The sequence below is a fragment of the Helicobacter hepaticus ATCC 51449 genome (assembly GCF_000007905.1).
In the GTDB taxonomy this organism is placed as follows: domain Bacteria; phylum Campylobacterota; class Campylobacteria; order Campylobacterales; family Helicobacteraceae; genus Helicobacter_C; species Helicobacter_C hepaticus.
On record NC_004917.1, the window covers coordinates 1337979 to 1360015 of the forward strand.

The 22037-nt window shown below is 36.7% G+C and carries 23 protein-coding genes; 19 read left to right on the forward strand and 4 right to left on the reverse strand.

The features are described from left to right. Positions 1–4 precede the first annotated feature (4 nt). The 17 genes from rplO (at position 5) to HH_RS06835 (ending at position 12727) form a co-directional block, all read left to right on the forward strand. Positions 5–406, forward strand: a complete 402-nt coding sequence (gene rplO / locus HH_RS06755; protein WP_011116236.1) for a 50S ribosomal protein L15 — start codon at positions 5–7, stop codon at positions 404–406. Then, on the forward strand, positions 403–1653 hold the full coding sequence (secY, locus tag HH_RS06760) for a preprotein translocase subunit SecY (protein ID WP_011116237.1): 1251 nt from the start codon (positions 403–405) through the stop codon (positions 1651–1653). The genes rplO and secY overlap by 4 nt, the downstream gene beginning before the upstream one ends. Position 1654: 1 nt before the next feature. Further along, complete coding sequence (map, locus tag HH_RS06765; RefSeq protein ID WP_011116238.1) at positions 1655–2413, forward strand: type I methionyl aminopeptidase; 759 nt, start codon at positions 1655–1657, stop codon at positions 2411–2413. Between the two features lie 2 nt (positions 2414–2415). Further along, positions 2416–2634 (forward strand): translation initiation factor IF-1, encoded by a 219-nt coding sequence (gene infA / locus HH_RS06770; RefSeq protein WP_011116239.1) that lies wholly within the window; start codon positions 2416–2418, stop codon positions 2632–2634. Between the two features lie 86 nt (positions 2635–2720). Beyond that, positions 2721–2834 carry a 50S ribosomal protein L36 gene (rpmJ, locus tag HH_RS06775; protein WP_034367579.1) on the forward strand — a complete coding sequence of 38 codons (114 nt, stop codon included), beginning with the start codon at positions 2721–2723 and terminating at the stop codon, positions 2832–2834. A 3-nt stretch (positions 2835–2837) separates the two neighbouring features. Beyond that, entirely contained in the window at positions 2838–3200 is a 363-nt protein-coding gene (gene rpsM / locus HH_RS06780; RefSeq protein ID WP_011116240.1) for a 30S ribosomal protein S13, read from the forward strand. A 9-nt stretch (positions 3201–3209) separates the two neighbouring features. Then, positions 3210–3602 (forward strand): 30S ribosomal protein S11, encoded by a 393-nt coding sequence (rpsK, locus tag HH_RS06785; RefSeq protein WP_011116241.1) that lies wholly within the window; start codon positions 3210–3212, stop codon positions 3600–3602. Between the two features lie 10 nt (positions 3603–3612). Further along, positions 3613–4239, forward strand: a complete 627-nt coding sequence (rpsD, locus tag HH_RS06790) for a 30S ribosomal protein S4 (RefSeq protein WP_011116242.1) — start codon at positions 3613–3615, stop codon at positions 4237–4239. A 27-nt stretch (positions 4240–4266) separates the two neighbouring features. After that, on the forward strand, positions 4267–5271 hold the full coding sequence (locus HH_RS06795) for a DNA-directed RNA polymerase subunit alpha (RefSeq protein WP_011116243.1): 1005 nt from the start codon (positions 4267–4269) through the stop codon (positions 5269–5271). A gap of 14 nt (positions 5272–5285) precedes the next feature. Continuing rightward, positions 5286–5636 carry a 50S ribosomal protein L17 gene (rplQ, locus tag HH_RS06800; RefSeq protein ID WP_011116244.1) on the forward strand — a complete coding sequence of 117 codons (351 nt, stop codon included), beginning with the start codon at positions 5286–5288 and terminating at the stop codon, positions 5634–5636. Positions 5637–6069: 433 nt separating this feature from the next. Further along, entirely contained in the window at positions 6070–7641 is a 1572-nt protein-coding gene (locus tag HH_RS06805; protein ID WP_011116245.1) for a PoNe immunity protein domain-containing protein, read from the forward strand. A 44-nt stretch (positions 7642–7685) separates the two neighbouring features. Then, positions 7686–8807 carry a hypothetical protein gene (locus HH_RS06810; protein WP_011116246.1) on the forward strand — a complete coding sequence of 374 codons (1122 nt, stop codon included), beginning with the start codon at positions 7686–7688 and terminating at the stop codon, positions 8805–8807. Positions 8808–8876: 69 nt separating this feature from the next. After that, a complete protein-coding gene (flgB, locus tag HH_RS06815) occupies positions 8877–9311 on the forward strand; it encodes a flagellar basal body rod protein FlgB (protein ID WP_011116247.1) in 435 nt (144 codons plus the stop codon). Between the two features lie 18 nt (positions 9312–9329). Beyond that, a complete protein-coding gene (gene flgC, locus HH_RS06820; RefSeq protein ID WP_011116248.1) occupies positions 9330–9821 on the forward strand; it encodes a flagellar basal body rod protein FlgC in 492 nt (163 codons plus the stop codon). Positions 9822–9830: 9 nt separating this feature from the next. Then, positions 9831–10142 carry a flagellar hook-basal body complex protein FliE gene (fliE, locus tag HH_RS06825; protein WP_011116249.1) on the forward strand — a complete coding sequence of 104 codons (312 nt, stop codon included), beginning with the start codon at positions 9831–9833 and terminating at the stop codon, positions 10140–10142. Between the two features lie 8 nt (positions 10143–10150). Continuing rightward, positions 10151–11944, forward strand: a complete 1794-nt coding sequence (locus HH_RS06830; protein ID WP_011116250.1) for a peptidoglycan D,D-transpeptidase FtsI family protein — start codon at positions 10151–10153, stop codon at positions 11942–11944. Between the two features lie 84 nt (positions 11945–12028). Beyond that, entirely contained in the window at positions 12029–12727 is a 699-nt protein-coding gene (locus HH_RS06835) for a hypothetical protein (RefSeq protein WP_041309116.1), read from the forward strand. On the opposite strand, the gene HH_RS06840 is transcribed toward HH_RS06835, so the two are convergent. Both HH_RS06840 and trpA read right to left on the reverse strand, forming a co-directional pair. Then, positions 12724–15588: a DUF2339 domain-containing protein gene (locus tag HH_RS06840; protein ID WP_011116253.1), complete on the reverse strand. Its 2865-nt coding sequence runs from the start codon at positions 15586–15588 to the stop codon at positions 12724–12726. The two genes, HH_RS06835 and HH_RS06840, sit on opposite strands and share 4 nt — an antisense overlap. Before the next feature lie 3 nt (positions 15589–15591). Beyond that, positions 15592–16395 carry a tryptophan synthase subunit alpha gene (gene trpA / locus HH_RS06845; RefSeq protein ID WP_011116254.1) on the reverse strand — a complete coding sequence of 268 codons (804 nt, stop codon included), beginning with the start codon at positions 16393–16395 and terminating at the stop codon, positions 15592–15594. Positions 16396–16539: 144 nt separating this feature from the next. Between trpA and trpB the strand changes: the two genes are divergently transcribed. Beyond that, a complete protein-coding gene (trpB, locus tag HH_RS06850; protein ID WP_011116255.1) occupies positions 16540–17802 on the forward strand; it encodes a tryptophan synthase subunit beta in 1263 nt (420 codons plus the stop codon). 13 nt (positions 17803–17815) lie between these two features. Here the strand turns inward: trpB and HH_RS06855 are convergent, their stop codons facing one another. Both HH_RS06855 and HH_RS06860 read right to left on the reverse strand, forming a co-directional pair. Then, positions 17816–18178 (reverse strand): methionine-R-sulfoxide reductase, encoded by a 363-nt coding sequence (locus tag HH_RS06855; protein ID WP_034366867.1) that lies wholly within the window; start codon positions 18176–18178, stop codon positions 17816–17818. 7 nt (positions 18179–18185) lie between these two features. After that, complete coding sequence (locus HH_RS06860; RefSeq protein ID WP_011116257.1) at positions 18186–19178, reverse strand: hypothetical protein; 993 nt, start codon at positions 19176–19178, stop codon at positions 18186–18188. Positions 19179–19307: 129 nt separating this feature from the next. Here HH_RS06860 and HH_RS06865 point away from each other — a divergent pair, with 129 nt between their 5' ends. After that, complete coding sequence (locus tag HH_RS06865) at positions 19308–22028, forward strand: DEAD/DEAH box helicase family protein (RefSeq protein WP_011116258.1); 2721 nt, start codon at positions 19308–19310, stop codon at positions 22026–22028. The last annotated feature ends 9 nt before the right edge of the window (positions 22029–22037 follow it).

Here is a 22037-nt window from a genome sequence, read left to right on the forward strand (position 1 = left end):
ACTTATGCTAGAAAAAATTAAACCAGCAAATGGAAGCGTAAGAAAAATTAAACGCATAGGGCGAGGACAAGGGAGTGGTATGGGTAAAACCTCTACTAGAGGTGGTAAAGGACAAACTGCACGTAGTGGTTATAAAGCAAAAAGAGGATTTGAAGGAGGACAGCAACCGCTTCAAAGACGTTTGCCAAAAATTGGTTTTAGCTCACGTGTTCAAAAGCCTATTGTCATTAATGTTGATAAAACACATATTTTTGATTCTCTAAGTGAAATCAATATGGAAGTGTTACGAACACATTTTAGTATTCCTAAGAATGTAGTGAAAGTAAAGCTTATTGGGAAAAAAGCAAAAGCTTTGATGTCTAAAATTAAAGATGAGTGCATTAAAACAAGTGGAAGCAAAGAATGACAAGGAGCATTGTAAATAAGATTCTTATCACACTCGCTTTTTTACTTGCATATAGAATTTTGGCATATGTGCCTGTGCCAGGTGTAGATGTGAGTATTATTAAATCATTTATTGATGATAATGCTAATAATGCACTTGGCTTATTTAATATGTTTAGCGGTAATGCCGTGGAACGTTTTAGTATTATTTCTTTGGGAATTATGCCCTATATTACCGCTTCTATTATTATGGAGCTTCTTGCAGCGACTTTCCCCAATCTTGCTAAAATGAAAAAAGAACGTGATGGTATGCAAAAATATATGCAAATCGTGCGTTATGTAACTATTGCTATTACGATTGTCCAAGCTGTGAGCGTAAGTATAGGGCTCAATAGTATGAGTGTCGGAGCAATTAAAATTGATTTAAATCTTTTTATTGCTATATCAGTTTTTTCAATGCTTACAGGGACAATGCTTCTTATGTGGATTGGAGAGCAAATCACACAACGAGGTGTGGGTAATGGGATTAGTCTTATTATTTTTGGTGGGATTGTGTCTTCAATTCCTTCAAATATAGGAAAAACATTTAATCTTGTTAATACAGGACAAATTAATGTTTTTATGTTGCTTATTCTTCTTGCAGTGATTGTTATAACCGTTGGAGTGATTATTTTCATAGAGCTTGCCGAGAGACGCATACCTGTTTCTTATGCGCGTAAGGTTGTTATGCAAAATCAAAATAAGCGCATTATGAATTACATTCCTGTAAAAATGAATTTAAGTGGCGTTATTCCCCCTATTTTTGCCTCTGCGCTACTTGTATTTCCCTCAACAATTTTGCAAGCATCATCAAATAGTATGATTCAAGCGGTTGCCGATATTTTAAAGCCTGATGGTTATATTTATAATTTGCTTATGTTTATTTTTGTCATATTTTTTGCCTTTTTTTATGCCTCTATTGTTTTTAATGCGAAGGACATTGCAGATAATTTAAAAAGGCAAGGCGGTTTTATACCCGGTTTGCGTCCGGGAGAGGGCACAGCAAATTTTCTTAATAATGTTGCGAGTAATCTCACTTTTTGGGGTGCATTATATTTGGCTCTTGTTTCAACGCTTCCTTGGGTGCTTGTAAAACTTACAGGAGTTCCTTTTTATTTTGGTGGGACAGCGGTATTAATTGTCGTGCAAGTCGCTATTGATACGATGAGACGCATAGAAGCCCAAATTTATATGAGTAAATATCAGACCCTAAGCGCCGTAGGGCTCTAATATGGCGATAGGTATTAAAAGTAAGAAAGATATAGAATCTTTGCGCATACCTAATAAGATTGTTGCTCAAACACTTGAACTTCTACGTCTTGAAGCAAAAGAGGGCATAAGTCTTCTTGAGCTTGATAGAAAAGCAAAAGATTTTATTATCTCGCAAGGAGGGAGACCTTCATTTTATCAGTTGTATGGTTTTCCGCAATCAATTTGTATTTCTGTGAATCAAGTGATTATTCACGGAATCCCCACAGATTATATACTCAAAAATGGTGATATTGTAGGGATTGATATAGGAGTGGAATATAATGGCTGGTATGGCGATGCTGCAATTACTATTGGGATTGGCGATATTCAAGAGACAGATAGAATCTTGATTGATTGTGCTAAGGATACTTTATATGAGGCTATTTCTAAAGTCAAAATAGGTATGCGCTTTAAGGAATTAAGCCTCATTCTAGAACAAGCGATTAATGGGCGTGGATTCGTTCCATTGCGTGGATTTTGTGGGCACGGAATCGGGCGAAGTCCGCACGAAGAGCCAGAGATTCCAAATTATTTAGAATCTCCTCATACAAATCAAGGACCAAAAATTAAAGAAGGTATGGTGTTTTGTTTAGAGCCAATGATTGCTCAACATAATGGGGAGCCTGTGATTTTAAATGATAATTGGTCGGTAATAGCCAAAGATGGTTTAAATGGTAGCCATTATGAACATACGATTGCAATTGTTGATGGCAAAGCAGAGATTTTAACGGAGGTATAAGAATGGCAAAAGATGATGTGATTGAAGTTGATGGCAAAGTTATTGAAGCTTTGCCAAATGCGACTTTTCGCGTGCAGCTTGAAAATGGGCATATAGTGTTATGCCATATTGCAGGCAAAATGCGTATGCATTATATTAAGATTTTACCCGGCGATATGGTGAAAATTGAATTGACACCTTATAGCTTGGATAAGGGTAGAATCACTTATAGGCATAAATAGTGCTTTTGTAAGTAGTTTTTAAATATTTTTTTTATAGAATCGGCACTTTTAACTCAAAAAAGTTAGAAAATACAAAGGAGCTAGGTATGAAAGTTAGACCTTCAGTCAAAAAAATGTGCGACAAGTGTAAGGTTATCAAGCGTAAGGGTATAGTTCGGGTAATTTGTTCTACCCCAAAACATAAACAAAGACAAGGATAAAAAATGGCTAGAATTGCTGGTGTAGATTTGCCAAAAAAGAAAAGAGTGGAGTATGCTCTCACTTATATTTATGGCATTGGACTTAAGAGTTCTCAAGATATTCTTAAGGCTGTAAATATTTCTTTTGATAAGCGAGTTTCTGATCTCAGCGAAGATGAAGTCTCATCTATTGCAAAAAAGATTCAAGAAAGTTATATGGTAGAGGGTGACCTTCGAAAGAAAGTAACAATGGATATTAAATCCTTAATGGATTTAGGAAGTTACAGAGGTTTGAGGCATAGAAAAGGTTTGCCTGTTCGGGGACAAACTACCAAAAATAATGCTCGCACACGCAAGGGCAAAAAGAAAACAGTTGGTAGTAAGTAAGGAGTAGGTATGGCAAAAAAAAGTGTAACAAAGAAAAAAAATGTTAAAAAGAATATTGCACGGGGTATAGTGTGTATTTCTGCATCATTTAACAATACAAATGTAACAATTACCGATGAAATGGGAAATGTATTGTGTTGGGCTACTGCGGGTGGTTTAGGATTCAAAGGAAGTAAGAAATCTACACCTTATGCCGCACAACAAGCAGTAGAATCTGCAATGGAAAAAGCTAAAGAGCACGGCATTAAGGAAGTAGGTATTAAGGTTCAAGGACCAGGCAGCGGACGCGAAACAGCTGTAAAAAGTGTGGGAGCGGTTGAAGGTATTAAGGTGCTATGGCTTAAAGATATTACACCATTGCCGCACAATGGGTGCAGACCGCCAAAAAGACGAAGAGTGTAAGGGAGTATAAATGGCACGATATAGAGGACCAGTTGAAAAATTAGAGAGACGATTTGGTATATCTCTTGCACTTAAGGGTGAAAGGAGATTGGCAGGTAAATGCGCACTTGATAAGCGACCTTATGGACCCGGGCAACACGGGCAAAAAAGAGGCAAGATTTCCGAATACGGCTTACAGCTTCGCGAAAAACAAAAAGCCAAGATTATGTATGGCGTAAGCGAAAAGCAATTTCGTGCGCTTTTTAAAGAGGCAAATCGTCAAGAGGGTAATACAGGTGAGAATCTTGTGCGTATCATTGAGCAGCGACTTGATAATGTTGTGTATCGTATGGGTTTTGCGACAACACGTCGTTTTGCTCGTCAGCTTGTTACACACGGACATATCCTTGTAAATGGTAAGCGTGTGGATATTCCCTCGTATATGGTAAAACCCGGACAAAAGATTGAAGTAAAAGAAAAGAGTAAAAACAATCCTCAAGTGATTCGGGCGATTGACTTGACTTCTCAAACAGGTATTGTTCCTTGGGTGGATGTGGATAAAGAAAAGAAATTTGGTATATTCACGCGTTTTCCACAAAGGGAAGAGGTTGTAATACCTATTGAAGAAAGACTAATCGTTGAGCTTTACTCTAAATAAGAAATAAAACATAAGGATGGTTGTAGAATGAATATGATTAAAATTGAGCCTTATATCCCTACTGATATAAGCATTGAGGAAATTTCAACCAATAGAATCAGAATTAGTGCTTATCCTTTTGAATCAGGTTATGCTATTACTCTTGCCCACCCTATTCGCCGATTACTTCTCTCAAGTTCTGTGGGGTATGCCCCTACGGCATTGAGGATTCAGGGTGTAACACACGAGTTTGATTCAATTAGAGGTATTGTAGAAGATGTGTCACATTTTATTACTAACCTCAAGAATATTCGCTTTCTTATTAAGGACACGGAGAGTGATAATGTGCAGCTTCACTATGAATTTAAAGGTCCAATGGTTTTGAGTGCAAATGAGCTCGTTAATGATATGGTGGGGATTGTCAATCCCGAAGCGTATTTAGCAACAATTAATGAGAATGCCTCTTTGAGTTTTTCTCTTATCGTGCAAAAGGGTATTGGATATGTGCCAAGTGAAAGCATACGTGGTAAAATTTCAGAGGATTATATCCCGCTTGATGCGTATTTTACGCCTGTAAAAAAAGCAGTGTATGAAATTGAAAATGTGCTCGTTGAAGACAATCCAAATTATGAAAAAATTGTGTTTGATATTGAGACAGATGGGCAAATTGAACCTATAACAGCTTTTAAAGAAGCCATAGCCATAATGCACAAACAAATGAGTATTTTTGGTGTGGATTTGAGCACTGCTTCTAGCGGCACAAGAAATATTTCTGAAGATTCTGGAGAACTTAAAACTTTGATGATTAAAATAGACACACTCAATTTAAGTGCGCGTTGTTTTAATTGTCTTGATAGGTCTGGTTTAAAATATGTTGGTGAGCTTGTGATTATGAGTGAGAATGAGCTTAAAAATATCAAAAATATGGGTAAAAAATCTTATGATGAGATTGCAGATAAGCTTGAGGAGCTAGGATACCCTGTTGGTGGGGAAATTGCCGATGATATCTTGCCATTACTCAATCGTAAGTTAGCCAAACTTAAAAGTAATTAATTGGGAGCAAAACAATGAGACATAGACACGGATATAGGAAATTAGGACGGACTTCAGCTCATCGCAAGGCATTGCTTAAGAATCTTGCTATTGCACTTATTGAATATGGTAAGATTGAAATAGGGGTATTTAAGGCAAAAGAATTACAAAGCTATATTGAAAAGCTTATTACAGCAGCGCGTAGCGGAGATTTAAATGCACACCGCTATGTTTTTGCATATTTACAAAATAAATCTGCTACAAAGAAGCTCATTACAGAAATAGCTCCTAAATATGCCTCTCGCAATGGTGGATACACAAGAATCCAACGCACACGCTTACGCAGAGGAGATGCTTCACAAATGGCAATTATTGAGCTTGTATAATACAAACTCAACTTTGTATGCCATTTTTGACTTTAGTTTTGAATGTTTGGTTTTTAAGTGAAGTCTTAAGTATTGATATTATTAGATTCAATGTCTAATCCTACTTTACAAAAAAAAAAAAAACGATACAATACGCAACGCAAGTAAAAGATACTTCATACAGAGAGGGGATATAATGCAAAACACACAAGATAAATTCATACCTATAAAACGCTAAATTAAATAAAGATAATATTTTAATACAAAATTGAAGGCTACTAAAGTGGATTTAGATTCCAGAAGTAAAACATCAAAAAGGAAATAAAGACACTAATTTAAAGCTATGAATTTTTATTTATTGTTATGCGTGATATATCAAATCAAAAAGCAAAAGCCTTGATATTATCTGCATATTCAATTCATAGTTGCAGAATATTTAACCAAAGGAGACACAATGAAAACACTAGAGGATCTCAAGGCGATGAGTCAAGAACAAAAAGAAAAATTAAAATCTAAGTTGTTTAGTGCGGTGAGAAACAATAATTTGGATAGCGTGAGTGAGTTTTTCAAGGTTTATCCTGTGAAAGAAACTTTCTATGAAAAGTGCTTCGAGTATAATGAATCTTTCCTCGATCCTGTGGAACTTTTAGCTTGTGCGGGAAATAGCTCTAGTAAAAATTTTGCAATGCTTGAACTCCTTGAAAAGTGCGGACTAAGGGCAGATTATGAATATCGTGGTGATAATGCGCTTCTTGCGTATATTGACCTTGAGGGGAAAAAGAGAGAATCTGTGATTGAATACTTTTTAAACAAGGGCGCGAAGTGGGAAGTCTATGGCAGGAATGGTGAGACAAAATTGCATTTTTGGGCGAAGATGAATGAGGCACCTAATCTTGAATTTGCCCTCAAATATGGTGCGAATCCAAATGTGAAAAATATCCCGCCAACTCTAAGCGATGGCTGGGATTTGGGTGGTAAAAATATCGGAGCTACGCCTTTGATGTATGCTGGAAATTCTACATTCGCCCGTGAAGCACCAATGGGAGCTAGCATACAGCTGCTACTCAAGTATGGGGCGGAGGTCAATGCGGTGGGCTATATGGAAAAAAGCCACAAAGTTGAAAGGAATGGTAAAAGGATACTTGAAGGTAGAGGTGAGTATAGTGAGCCTCAATCTGTGCTGGATTATTGTGATGTGGCACAGAATGAGGAACTTTTAAAAGCAGCAGGTGCGCGGAGCTGGGAACAGCTTATCAAGGAATATAATATCGATACGACTCTTACTGTGCCTGAACAGGTGAGAATCTACTATGAGCGTTTGGAGGATAAGAGCTATCAAAAAACGCCCATAGAGATTGACGATGAAAAGCCAAAAACGCCAAAAACACTAAGAGATATTCACAAAGATGAGGAATATTTTGATAGGTATATTAGGGCGGAAGAGAAGTTTTTGAAAAAATACAATGAGAGCCATAATATTTACAGCGAAAACTTTTGCATAGCAACGGCAATGTATTCTAGGGGTGATGATATAGAATCTATAAAGCAAGTCTTTGTAAAAAGTCTCAATGAATGGAAAAATAATTTTGATATAAGTGATTACACTACAAATACTGAAAAACTTGCTGTGATGATTCTGTGCGATATGAATACTTCTTGGGTATTAGAGCAGCTTAATGTGAACGAGAGGGAAAAGGAGGACACATATTATGATGATTGGTTGCTTCATTTTCTAGCGAGTAAGGGAGCGGAAAAGGACTTTTCAAAAATGGCGCAAAGTCTCAAAAAATACGATACGCTTAAGCTTTTTATTGAAACCAAAGAGAGCGATTATTTTAAAACCTATCTTAAGCAATGGTATAGCAAAAGCAGAGGTGATGCTTGGTGGGGAGATCATAAATATCCTGACGAGAGATTAGTTTATAGTGGATATTGGAATTATGAAGGAGCAGCTGTTTTAAAAATCTTAGGTGTAGATAAAGAAGAATTTAAAGGCTATAAATATTTCCCGTATGATTTGATATAGGTTTGTTGTATAAATATGTTAAGTTTTGGGCACAAGGAGAGGGAATGCGATATATTATAAGTTTGGTTATATCTGTGGCATTAGTGTGTGCAAGTGATTTTACTCTGCCGCAATTTAAAGAAGCGTTTATAAAAAATGCTTTTTTGCAAACAAGTAAGGCAGATTTGGGTGGTGTGCTTCAATGCGAGATGAGCACAAATGATAAGAAAATAAAGACAAATCATAATGCAAAAGCTGAATCTAAAGCTCTTTCTTTGATTGTGGATTCTATCCAAAAATCTCGCAAAATGCCTCTAAGGGACAACGCGGAGAATATCCCCCATATCAAAGAACTTGCGACATTGGCAAAAGATTCTACACTTGCTAAAGTCTATCTTATGCAATTGGCAATAATGGACACTCGCTCACCTTGCATTACTTGCTTACGCGTGGCAGAGGAACAAATAGGCTTTATTTTAACTTTTATGCCTGAAAAAATAAATGATAGCAAGGTGTGGCATATTATAGATTTTACACATTCACAACCAAGCAAAGAGCTTTTAGGGCGGCTTGTGAGTCTAGATTCTTATGCTTTAAGTGGTGAAAAATTGCTGTGTGAGGGATTAAGTAAGCAAGATTCTCTCTTGCTTGTGAGTGCTTATGCGCATTTTGCACTCTCTGGGCTAAATACTCGTGCGCTTAATGCTCTTATGCAGTCAGCACTTTGGGGCAATACAGACGCGGCAACTCTCATACTCTTTTTACTTGATAATGGTATTTATCTTCCTACTAATAAAATAGCGGCACAAATGCTTGAAATTGCCATTACAAATGGGGATTATCAAAATGCGCTTAAAAATAATCCTATGATTACAAAAAGCCTTGCAGTTACCGAGAGCAATGCTTTAAGTAATATTTTTGAAAGTATTGCTCATTGGCGTTATGTGGCTAAGGGCATTATTTTACCAGCAACTGATAGTAGATACGCAAGACTTGATGATGAAGATAAAAAAGATATAGCACTCATTTGGTTTAATCTGATAAGTGCGAGTGCGATTGCAAGGCAAGGCATTTATGATATGGGAGATTCTATACAGCAGCAAACTTATAAGGATATTTTAGAATCTAAAATGCAGCTTAAGGACATTAGAGCATATCCATTCGTAAAAACTTATAGAGGACCTTAAAAAAGCAAATATTTGGAATATATTTTGCTTTCATATTTGCACAATATTGTGTAAAGAGAGGTTAAAAATATGGCTATTGCAGATATTTCAAAGGTTTATCCTATCGTCCATAAGGCGCTTGATTATCGTTCAATCCGTCAGGATATGATTGCGTCAAATCTTGCTAATGTTGATACGCCTTTTTATCGTCCTAAAGATGTCAATTTTGAACAATATTTATCGCGAGAAAATAAAAAAATATTTGGCACTGCGCCTAGAAGCTATAAGCTTGAGCTTGCGAAAACTTCAAGCAAACACCTTGATACAAGACGCATAGATAAGGACACTGCTACAATGTTTTGGCGTGATGGACATTTGGCAAAAAATGACGGCAATAGCGTAGATTTAGACGTAGAAACAAGCGAAATGGGCAAAAATAGCACAATGTATCAAGCTCTCACAAGTGCTTTGAAGAGGCATAAGGGTATTTTTGCTTATGCTATGGATTCAGGTAGAAATATCTAAAATAATTAAGGAGCAAATATGTTTCTCTCAAGTTTTGATATTAGCGGTTATGGGCTTTCAGCGCAAAGAGTGCGTATTAATACGATTTCATCAAATATTGCCAATGCAAACACTACACGCACCGATGAGGGTGGTCCATATCGCAGAAGAGAAGTGATATTTCGTGCATTTGATTTTAATAAAGTATTAAATGAAAAATTGGGCAAAAATAACCAGCAATTACGATATGAAGACCCATTAAATGAAGGCGATTTGGGAAAAGAACCAAAACCTGCTATAATGAGCGTTTATATTCCAAAAATCGTGCGTGATGACAGGGAGCCGCTTATGAAATATGACCCAAGCCACCCAGATGCGAATTCTGAAGGTTATGTCGCTTATCCTAATGTTAATCCCGTTGTTGAAATGGCCGATTTAATAGAAGCAACTCGTGCATATCAAGCAAATGTTGCAGCATTTCAAAGTGCAAAGAATATGGCGAGCAATGCAATTACAATGTTTCAAGCATAGGAGAAATAGATGTCTAATAAATTTGGTGTGATTACAAACGATATTCAACCTATTGGCACGAACAATAAGAATGTAGAAAATATAAAAAATCGGCAAGATGGACTTGATTTTATTAAAACTCTTAAAGATTCTATTCAAGATGTCAATACAGAGCAACAAACTTCAGAAAAAGCTCTTGCAGATATAGCAAGTGGGCAAGTGAAAGATTTGCATCAAGCAGCAATTGCGATTAATCGTGCAGAAAATAGTATGAAAGTAATGCTTGAAGTGAGAAACAAAGCAATTAATGCTTATAAAGAGATTTTAAGAACTCAAATTTAAGGGCATTTGTGGCGTATTATGCGAAAAAAACAGGTGTGATTATATCTGTTTTTTTCTTGATTTTATTATGTTTTATTATTTTTCTTAGCATTGTGTATGTCAAAATAGTAACTCCACGCAAACTTCCTGCAGTAACGGCAACTAAGAGTGATACTTCGGTAAGAGGCAGTCTTTATACAAGTGATGGTTTTGAAGTCGCCTATAGTGATAAACTTTATAAAGCAAGTGTGAATACTCAAAGTATTGACCCAGATAAAAAAGAGCTATTTATCACACTTTTTTCCATATATAGCGGTATTCCTAAAGATGAGATTAGCAAAAAATTAGCCCAAAAGGGTTATGTGGTGCTTTCTTATACTCTTAATTCCGCTGTGGCGACAAATTTAAAGAATCTCAATCTTATCCTTATCCGTTATGACGTATTTCGTGAGTATGAAGATAAAAGAGGACGCGTGATACAAAAAATGGGACTTAGCATTGAAGTGAGCGGCAATAATAGAAATTATGTATATAAAAATATCCTTGAGCCGCTCATAGGCTATACGCGTAAATTTGAGAGCCAAAATATCACACGTGTTGATGGTGTCAAGGGAGTAGAAAAATATTATAATGATATACTTTCTCCTAAGCAAGATGGCAATATCACGGGCAAACGCGATGTGGGCTTTAACGTCATTGCCAATAAATCAGCGCATATTCAAAGTAGGCAAGATGGTTTTGATGTTACGCTAAGTATTCCTTTAAGTTTGCAGCGTAAAATAGAGTTTGAACTTGATGAGGCAAAAAAACGTTATAAGGTGCGTGAGATTATTGCTGGAGTAATGGATTCTAAAACAGGTAAGATTCTTGCTCTTGCGACTTCAAATCGCTTTGACCCAAAGAATATTCAACAAAAAGATTATCCACATCTTAATCTCAATGCCATTGAATATTCTTATGAACCAGGCAGCACGATTAAACCTATCATCTATGCCATTTTGTTGCAAAAGGGTATGGTAAGCCCAAATGATATGATTGAGCTTGATAATGGTTACTACAAGTTAAAAAGTTATACTATACGCGATACTCATCCTCTCAAAAGCGCAAGTGCTGAAGATGTTATAGTGCGTTCTAGCAATATAGGTATGGTAAAAATCTCTAAAGATTTAAAGCCCAATGAATATCATATCGCACTCCACGCTTTTGGATTCGGGGAATTAAGCGGGATTGACTTGCCTTATGAAAAAACGGGTTTAGTGCCAAGCCCTAAAACTTTTAACAATGAAGTGTATCGTGCGAGTGTGAGCTATGGATATGGAATGAGAGCGACTTTTATACAGCTTTTGCGCTCTTATGCAATTTTTAGCAATGGTGGATACTTGATAACACCTCGTGTAAGCGAATATGTAACTTCTCCGAGTGGAGAAAAGTATATCCCTAAGCGACTTGAACCAATCGCTATTATTTCTCCACAAACAACGCAGCAAGTCTATCATACGCTTATTCAAGTTGTGCAAAAGGTTATTAAAATAGCCCAAGTAGAAGGTATTATTACTGGGGGTAAAACAGGCACGGCTAAAATCGCTCTTAATGGGAAATATGATAGTAAGTATAATGGCTCATTTTTTGGCTTTGCACAAGATGAAAGTAATGCTTATACCATTGGTGTTGTGGCTTTTGAATCTGATATAAAAGATGATTATTATGGCGCACGCACAGCTGCTCCGATTTTTAAACGCATTGTAGAAATTATGCTTGAAGATGGTTATCTCAAACGTATAGAATCTGCTCCTGTGCAGCCTAATGAAGCCCAAGCAATGTAAGTAAAATATTGATAATGACAAAAGATTCTAAAAAGATTACTCATAAAGACTATAATCGCATATTTTTAAAAATAAGGAGCACAAATGAACATTGTAAAAGGATTAATCGCATTATTTTTTATATGGAGTATAGGGTATGGTGCGGCTGATAAGGCAGAGCTACAAAAAACACTCCAAGCAAATAAGATTCAAGGAAATATCGTCTCTAGTAGTGATTTAGGGAGTGGTTTGAGTATGGTTATAGTGGAGGTTAATAATCAACAAGCGCCATTTCTTGCTACTGATGATGGTAAAATGATATTTCAAGCTGAAGTGTTAATTGCTCAAGATAAAAGCACAGAATCTCGTGTGCAAGAGTTTTATAAAAATTTATATGAAAAAGAAAAGCTAAGAATTAGCGCAAAACTTAAGGAGGTTTTTAAAGCCCAAAAAGCCAATGTTTTTACCTTTAAAGCAAAAAAGCCAAGCAACAAAACTATTTATATCGTATCTGATTTTAACTGCCCTTATTGCCAAAGAGAATTTGCAAATCTTGATAAACGTTTAGAAAGCGCAAATGTAGAACTTTTGGTCGTAGGCTTTTTGGGTGAAGATTCTATACTTAAAGCTGCAAATGCGCTAAAAAATAAAAGCGGTAATCAAGCCAAAGATATTGCTATGCTTCAAAAGCTTTATACGCCTAAATCTAAAGGACAATCTATGGATATAAAAGCAGCTATGGCACTTACACAAGCGGTGGCAGATACGGGTGTGCGCTCCGTGCCTTATATCATTGAGCCTTAAGCGTGTTCTTTGTTAATATAGCGTGAATAGATATAAGAGAGTAAGAGAAAAACAATGCCCATAAAGATAAAAAGCACAATCTTAGCAATTCCACCAAAAGAGCTTGTATCAAGTAAAAAGACTTTTGAGGTAGCAAGGATAAATAAGAGAAGGGAGTAGATTCTAAAAATCTTTATATGCTTTTTGATGTAGAAGTATAAAAGTATTACTCCACTTAGCACTAAAGTTACCGAATAAGCGTAGTTTTGCAAAGGAAAGATAAGCCAAAAATCCCAATTAATTGTGCTATCGGGTATGTGTATCAAATCTCCTAAAAAATGATATACATAGAATCCGTAAGCTACTCCAAAAAATAGCACTATAAGCCCGAGTGCGAAAATAAGGCTATAATTTACATAAAGGATAGCAGAAATGATGTGCTTATAATCTTTTTTAAACATATAATCTTGTGTTTGAAAATATGTAAATATGCTTTGGAAGTGCCACGCGATAAGAAGGCAACCTATTAATCCAACAAGTAAAAGAGCCATATCATAAAGATTCCAATGAGGGATAAGCATTATAAGTGGATTATACGCAAATATACCAAGAATAACCACATCATAATAAAACTTCACACATAAAAAGCCTACTATAAAAATATAAGCCTGTTGTGCCTTTATGCTTAGTGTGTTAATTGCAGATAAATATTTTCCCATAATAAGTGCCAAAAACCCAATACACAATGTGCTTAGAGGATATGAGATAAGATGATGTCCAAAAAGATGAATAGAGCATAGATCCTGCACAATTAAAATTGCACTTATGCAGCAAATGCTCAATAAGATGATATTGACATAGGTGTGAAATGCGTAAGATTTATTTTTTAAAATAAAAAGCAAAATCGCACAAGAGCCAAGAGAGAGTAAAAGAGTGCTAAAATGATAGTGCATAGTTTTTCCAAATAAGGCGGATAATGTAATAAATATATTTGGATTTGGAGAGTAAATGCTTACCGAATCAATATCAATATAAAACAATCCCTCTTTTGAGAAGACATTTGCTAATATCCCAAGAGTGATAAAAATATATTCAAAATATGCAATATTGCGTTTGAGAATCTGCCCACCTAGATATGCAAGTATCAGCCCACTACTTACCCATATCACAAAAGGCATATTACTTAAATTAAGTGCCCCTATAACACATAAAATGCTATAAAACAACAAAAGATAATCAAGGCTTTTTGCCTTTGCCCATTCTGTGTTGATATGTTTGTAAATATAGCTATATGCAAAAATAATCATTGCAAACCATACGCTATATACATACAATACATCTTTGTTATGTATATCCATCATTATGCTAAATCCACATACAACCATAAATTGCAGCCACAGATAAAGAATCTTATGCTTAAATATGAAGAGATACACAGAGATAAAGCTCATAAATATGATACAAAAGGGCAAAAATGGCGCATTGTCTAATTTTAATAAAAGAGCTACGACTGAGAGAAAAGTCGCTATCAAAGGAGTATGGAGCACAAATGAACTCAGATTTTTTAGCATACAAGGGATAAGCAATGTCAATACACAAAGCACAGCTAAAAAAGCGTATTCTACAAAAGAAAAAGTTATAGCCATATCATCCCACCCAAAAAGACAGACCACAAAGCATACAGGAGAGAGAATACTAAAGGCAATAAAGTTATTATACACAGGAGATTCTCTAAGGGTGTGAAATTTTGCAAGTAAAAGTATATTGCTTAAAAACATACCGACACAGAGCAAAAATGCTATGAATAAATCACTCTTGCTCATAGTGTAAAATATTATAAAGTGTAAGCTAAAGAGAGCCATAAGGATATTTGCAAGCACTATTAAGTATATAAGTTGAGGCTTAGATTGAGCATATCGTAGCACACAATACATACTTATGATATAAAATATTCCTAAATAGCCAAAGAGAAAAGGTGCGTTATAATATCCACTTGAGAGCAAAATAGGCGTTGCAAAGCCTCCAAGTAATCCAAAAATACCAATAATCACACCAAAACGCACACTTAAGCCTAATCCTATAAGTGCAATGAGACTTAAAGTTATGAGCGTAAAAAAATCACCAAAAAAGCCATAAATCTTAAAGCCTCCATAAAAACTAAAAAATAGCACTACGAGTGAAGAACCAACAAGTGTTTGAGCAATTATTTGCAATGTTAAATGCGGCAAAGAAAAATATGAAGTAGAGGTCTTGAGAGGTTGAGGTTGTATGTTAGCAATGCGCCTTAAATGGTGGAGTGCAAGGTTATAGATTCTATAAAAAATGCTATGATGTTGGAGATAGTGTAAAGATATGCCACTTACAAAAAGGATAATGCCAAATCCTATACAAAGGCTTATGCGCACAGCAGGTGTGAGCAAATTATGTTCGAGGCTATAACGAATAAGAAAAAAGGCTGCAAAAATAAAGAAAATTCCCGCTAAAAATACCATTACCCTTTGTGTAAAGAGCCATTCAAAATCAAAAAAGTCTTTTTTCTTAAGGGATTGTGATTGGAGTATTTGTGTGGGTTTTAAAGTATCTTTTGGTATTTTTGTAGTAGATTGAGAATGCGTATAAGCAGCAGCTTCTTGTAATATGTGTGTTTGTGGAGTATGATGAGATAAGCTTTGTGAAATGATATTTTTATCTGTAGATTGTTTTAATGAAGTTTCGCCTTGTTGAGCTTGTTTTAAAGCAGCTTTAAGGGTGGTAATTTGTGCATTGAGTGTGATTAAATGCTCTTGTAGTTTTTTTGTAGAAAAATATGCTATAAGTCCGGCAATACTCCCACATACTAAGAGAATAAGAAATAAGATTGTCAAAAGAATAAGAAGTGTCATTTTTTACTCATTTATATCCCAACCCATTAGCATTTGTGCGTGTGCTTGAAGTTTGTGCATATAATCTTGTGGGCTAAGTTGAGATTGTGTGCTAAGCTCGCTAATAAATCGCACAAAATAACTTCCTGCCACAATAATATCTACTTTATCTTTTAGTGCTGCTACTTGTTCGTAGGAATTTATCCCAAAGCCAAGTGCAATAGGTTTTTTGCAGTGCTTTTGAATAAGCCTTATCCACTCAAAAAGTGCTTTATCAATATGTGTTTTTTCCCCAGTAATCCCAGCACGTGCCACGACATATACGATTTCATCGCTGATTTTTGCAATTTTTTTAATCCGTGATATGCTTACTTTTGGAGCAATAAGAGAGATAATGCGGATATGATGTTTTTTGGCTAAAATGCGGAGAGATTCATCAGATTCTATAGGTAAATCAGGTGCGATTATACCCCATACACCGCATTTTTTAGCTTCTTTGATGAATGCTTCAATGCCATAATGAAAAATAAGATTAGCATAAGTCATAATAATAAGTCGTGTGGGCTGCTTGTTGTCTTGGTTTATGTGTTGGGAGAGCGTGTGGAGTAGCTTAAAACCTTGAGCAACTTTGAATCCTTGCGCTATGCTTTTATTGCACGCCTCTTCAATAACTCTTCCATCGGCGTTTGGGTCAGAAAATGGAAACTGCACTTCAAGATAACTCGCTCCGGCTTGGCAAATACCAAGTGCCGCATATAAGCTTGATTCAAAGCTTGGATAACCTGCAATGATATGTCCCATAAGCTGTGGCTTTGGTTGTGCGCTCAAAGAATCCTCCAAAATGATTATAAAAGTTAAAGAAAGTGTCAATTATACTATAATTTTGTTTAAAAAGAATGTTATTTAAAGTGAAGCTAATGCGTTTTTTTCTATAATCTCAGCTACTTTCAAATTAAAGAGTGGCGTGTAATAATGAAAAAGAAAATATTTACAGAATCTAAAAATGGTTATTTTGGGGAAGCAAAAGGTGGTAATCACGCTTTTGGTGGGCAATATATCCCTGAAATTTTGCTTCCGGCTTTAAAAGAATTGGAAAAAGCATATCATGGCGTGTTTGTGAGTAAAGCATATAAAAAGGAGCTTAAAAGCTTATTCAAGCATTTTGTGGGACGTCCAACACCGCTTATTTATGCTCATAATGCTTCAAAGATTCTCAAAAATGATATTTATTTGAAGTTTGAAGGTTTAGCAAATACAGGGGCGCACAAGATTAATAATGCTCTAGGACAAGTGCTTTTAGCAAAGCATATGAAGAAAAAACGTGTGATTGCCGAGACAGGAGCGGGACAGCACGGATTAGCCACAGCAGCAGCTTGTGCACGTTTGGGTTTAGAGTGTGAAATTTTTATGGGTGAGATAGATATAGCACGACAGCGTCCCAATGTCTTTAATATGGAACTTTTTGGCGCAAAAGTCCATAGTGTCAGCAGTGGAAGCAAGACGCTTAAAGATGCAGTTAATGAGGCTTTGCGTGAGTGGAGTAAAAGAAGTGATGATAGCTTTTATGTGCTAGGAAGCGCACTTGGACCTTATCCATATCCTGATATTGTGCGAGATTTGCAGAGTGTGATAAGTAAAGAGCTTAAGAAGCAAACAAAGGCTTATTTTAGCTCCTTGCCTGATATTTTGGTAGCTTGTGTGGGTGGAGGAAGCAATGCTATGGGATTTTTTACTCATTATCTCAAAGAAGAGCGTGTGCGACTTATTGGCGTTGAAGCTGGAGGTATAGGAGATAAAGAGGGGGAAAATGCTATTAGGATTAATACAATAAATGCAAGTGAAGGCATTGCACAGGGCTATAAAAGCTTGTTTTTGCAAGATAAAGATGGGCAGCTTAGTGATACGCATTCTATTTCGGCAGGACTTGATTATGCGGGGATTGGACCTCAATTAGCACATTTGTATGAGGTTGGACGTGTGGAATTTCAATCTGCCACAGATAAAGAGGCTTTAGAAGCACTTAGCTTTTTTGCTCAATATGAGGGCATTATTCCCGCTTTAGAATCTAGCCACGCTCTCGCTGCTGTTATACGCCTATGCAAAGATATAAAAGGCAAAAAAATTATTGCTAATATTTCCGGACGCGGCGATAAGGATATATTTATTACTGCTAAAGCTCTTACACCTGAACATTGGAAGACATTTTTAAGCGAAGAAATCGCTCGTATAGGGTAGATTCTATCTTTTCTTATTGAGCATTGTTTTTACGAAAGCTAAGCGAGAGTGAATTTACACAATGGCGTATATTCTTAGGGGTAAAGCCCTCATTTTCAAAGATATGTCCTAAATGTCCGCCACAATGAGCGCAGATAATCTCAGTGCGCACACCATCACTATCGGGTATGCGCTTTATCGCACCTTGAATCTCATCATCAAAACTTGCCCAACCACAATGTGAAGGAAATTTTGCATTTGATTCATAAAGGGGTGTGCCACATTGCCTACAAAGATAGATTCCATTTTCAAAGCAATCTGTATAAGCACCGCTAAAAGGTGCTTCAGTGGCTTTATGTAAAAGAACTGCGCGTTCTTGCTCATTGAGTGGAGGCATTTTCATATTAATCCTTTTTTTGAGACATAAAGACTTTTTGCACTGCTTTGTTTATATTTTCTTCTTCATATCTTGGAAAAGGATAGTCTAATTCACCAAATCTCTCCTCCATAACATTTTTTATACATTTCTTATCATCGCTGCAAGATTCTCTGTTTTTTAAATACGTTCTTTGAGTATTTAAAAGCTTTTTAAGCAGAAGGGATTTTTGTGTCTCTAACTCTTGTTGTAGAGTGTTTATAAGCTTTAAATCTAGCTCATTGATAGATACTTCATTATTTTTATCTGTGTATAGCGTTAATTCTTCTAAGGCGAGATTCTTTATATATTCTCTTGCACCAAGATACAAGACATTATTTATCCTATCGTCATTTGCTAGAGAGGGGTCAGAACAAATGCTCTTTTCACTCGCACTTCTTGCATTTGTGCAGTCAAATCCGGCTTTAAGCTTATAATATTTATCAGTGATATAATATTCTTCACCCACATCAGGCTCACATTTTTGCTCTAAAAACGCACAGGCTTTATTTACCTTTTGCTTCTCTATATTAATATATAAGTATTGAGCATCTCTTTGTGCCATAAGGGTGCATTGTGGAAAAACAGGGAATAGAATCTGTGCTTGTGTAGGGCTTAAAGGTTTTAAAAGTGCAATGGGCTCACCTTTGCTCTCATTATTTCTATAACAAGAGCCTTCATTCCCCCATTCTCTAAGTCTAGCCCCGCCATTTATCGCTTTTTCAAGTAGAAAGCCTAATTGTAAAGTATTTTTATTGTGCTTGAGAATCTTTATACTAAAAAAGTTGCTGCTTAGCCTTGAAGTGCCAGAAAGTGGCGCATAGAAATAATCACTTGCAAAAAATTCCCCTATGTCGCTCCAAGATTTTAAATAAGGATTAGTCTGTTTTAAAGTGCTGTCCTTTTGACTTGCGAGGCTAGAAGTTGCTAAAAATATCACTGCAAACAAAGAGATTGTTAAAAAATAATGCTTATTATTCAAGCGGACTCCTTTTAGCTCTATTGTGCCTTGTGCTTCTTGAATAGTATTTTACCAAAAAATAGTTACGATTCCTTGCGCATAACTTTCAAGTTTATTGTAAAATATAATAAAGCAATTCAAAGGGGAATCTTGGATAAACCAGAGCAAAAAGCAAGAGAAGAGATTGATAAGCTTTTATCACTAGCGGGATTTGAGTTAAGAGATTTTAAGGATTACGCTTTAGGGGATTCCACTCCCAATGCAGCACGCAATCTCGCCATAAAAGAATTTATCCTAAAAAATGGCACAAGGGCGGATTATATACTATTTGTCGCGGGTAAGGCGTGTGGAGTGATAGAGGCGAAAAAAATTTCTTTGTCTCTAAGTGGGGCGGAAAATCAAGCCAAAAATTATGCTTATACTCTTCCCGCGCATATTCCCTCTTTTCAAGGTATGTTGCCCTTTGTTTATGTCAGCAATGCGAGTGAAATTTATTTTACAGATTTGCGCGAACCAAACCCACGCGCAAGGAGGATTTTTGCCTTTCATACGCCAAAAGAACTTTTAGAGAAGCTTAATTCCGATTCTTTGCGTGAGAGAATCCGACATATCCCGCCACTAAGCAGCCAAGATTCTAAAAAGCTAAGAGATTGTCAAAAAGAAGCCATAGAGGGCTTAGAAAAATCTTTGAAACAAAACAAACAAAGAGCCTTAATCCAAATGGCAACCGGTGCAGGTAAAACCTTTACCGCTTGTAATTTTGCGTATCGTCTGCTAAGCATAGCAAAAGCAAAGCGCATTTTGTTTCTTGTAGATAGAAACAATCTTGGCAAACAAGCCAAAAAAGAATTTGATAATTTCAGCCCAAGCGCAGATAAGCGGCATTTTAGCGAGATTTATAATGTGGTGCATTTAGAGACAAATCACATTCTCACAGAATCCAAAGTCGTGATTACGACAATTCAGAGGCTGTATTCTATTTTGCGTGGAGAGAGTGAGTTTGATAGCGCAAACGAGGAACACTCCGCCTTTGAAAATGAGGATAAAGAAACAAAAGAAGTTGCCTATAATCCCAAAATTGGCATTGATACCTTTGATTTTATCGTTATTGATGAATGCCACCGCAGCATTTATGGGCTGTGGCGACAGGTGCTAGAGTATTTTGACGCATTTCTTATCGGGCTTAGCGCGACACCCTCTAAGCATACCTTAGGGTTTTTCGCTCAAAATGTTGTGGCGCAATATGACTTAGAAAAATCCATTCTTGACAAAGTCAATGTGGGCTATGAAATCTTTAGGATTAAAACGCGCATTAGCGAGCAAGGAAGCATTATTGAAGCGAATGCAGAATTTCAGATTCCATTCCGCGACAAAGACACGCGAAAAATCGGCTATGAGAGCTTAGAGGAGGATTTAGAATATTCCAAAGCAGATTTAGACCGCTCCGTGCTTGCTCCTAGCCAAATCCGCACGATTTTAGAGACTTATAAAAACAAAGTCTTTGACCTACTTTTTCCCGAACGTGAGCGAAGCTATTTGCCTAAAACTTTGATTTTTGCCAAAGACGATAATCACGCAGAGGAAATCGTGCGCCTTGCGCGAGAAGTGTTTAACGCAGACAATGAGTTTGCGCAAAAAATCACCTATAATATCGGCAATCAAAACCCACACGAGCTTATCAATGCCTTTAGGCATTCCAAAAAGTTTAGAATCGCGGTTACGGTGGATATGATAGCCACAGGCACAGACATTAAGCCCTTAGAAGTGCTGATTTTTATGCGTGATGTCAAATCGGCGAGTTATTATGCGCAAATGGTTGGGCGCGGGGTGCGGAGTATCCATAATGACGATTTAAGGGCTGTTACGCCAAATGCGGATTGTAAGACGCGTTTTTATGTGATTGACGCGGTGGGCGTGAGTGAAAGCCAAAAGATTGATTCACGCCCCTTAGAACGCAAGAAACGCTTAAGTTTAAAGGAGATTTTGCAACAGGTGCGCGAGAGTGTGGCAAAAGGTGAATATGACAAAGACGCACTTTTAAGCCTCGCTTCAAGGCTTACACGCTTAGAGTTAAGCTTAAGCAAGGAGGATAATGCGAGTTTGCAAGAACTTAATTCTAACAAAAGCCTTTGCGCACTTGCAAAAGAGATTTTAGCATTTGCGGATTCCTTACAAGCGTTAGAGAGGGCAGAGGTGGCGCACAATCCACTAGAGATTTTTACAAATGACACATTTTGCAAGCTGCTTTTAGAGTTGGCAAAAAAGAGCAAAATTTATATTGATGAAATCTCGCAGGATTCTGTGCTTAGTGCAGAATTTGACACGCAAAAGGCGCAGAATCTCATCGCGCAATTTAATGAATTCATTTTGCAGCATAAAGACGAAATCACCGCTCTAAGCATTATCTACTCACAAAATTACAAAAATCGCCACCTAACTTATGAGGTGATTGCAGAATTAGCGCATAAGCTTAAGCAGGATTCTATGGATATTCCAAGCTTATGGAATGCGTATAAACTGCGTGATAAGGGCAAAGTGAGTAAGAATCCTAGCAAAAACCTAACCAACCTCATCTCCCTTGTGCGCTATGCACTCAAAATGGACACAGAGTTGCAAGATTTTGCGATTGGGGCGAATGCGCGTTATAATCTGTGGCGTGGGCGATGTAAGAAAAAGGGCATTGCATTTAGCCCCGAGCAAGAGGCATTTTTGGAGCTTATCAAAGAATACATTATCGCAAATGGCTGTGCGGAAGTTAAGGATATTCAAGAGATTTGCGCAGACTTAGGCGGGATTTATAGAGCAAAAGCGATTTTTAAGGAAAATTTAGGCGAACTCGTGGAGGAACTAAGCTTGGCATTGGTGGGGTAGGAGGAAAAA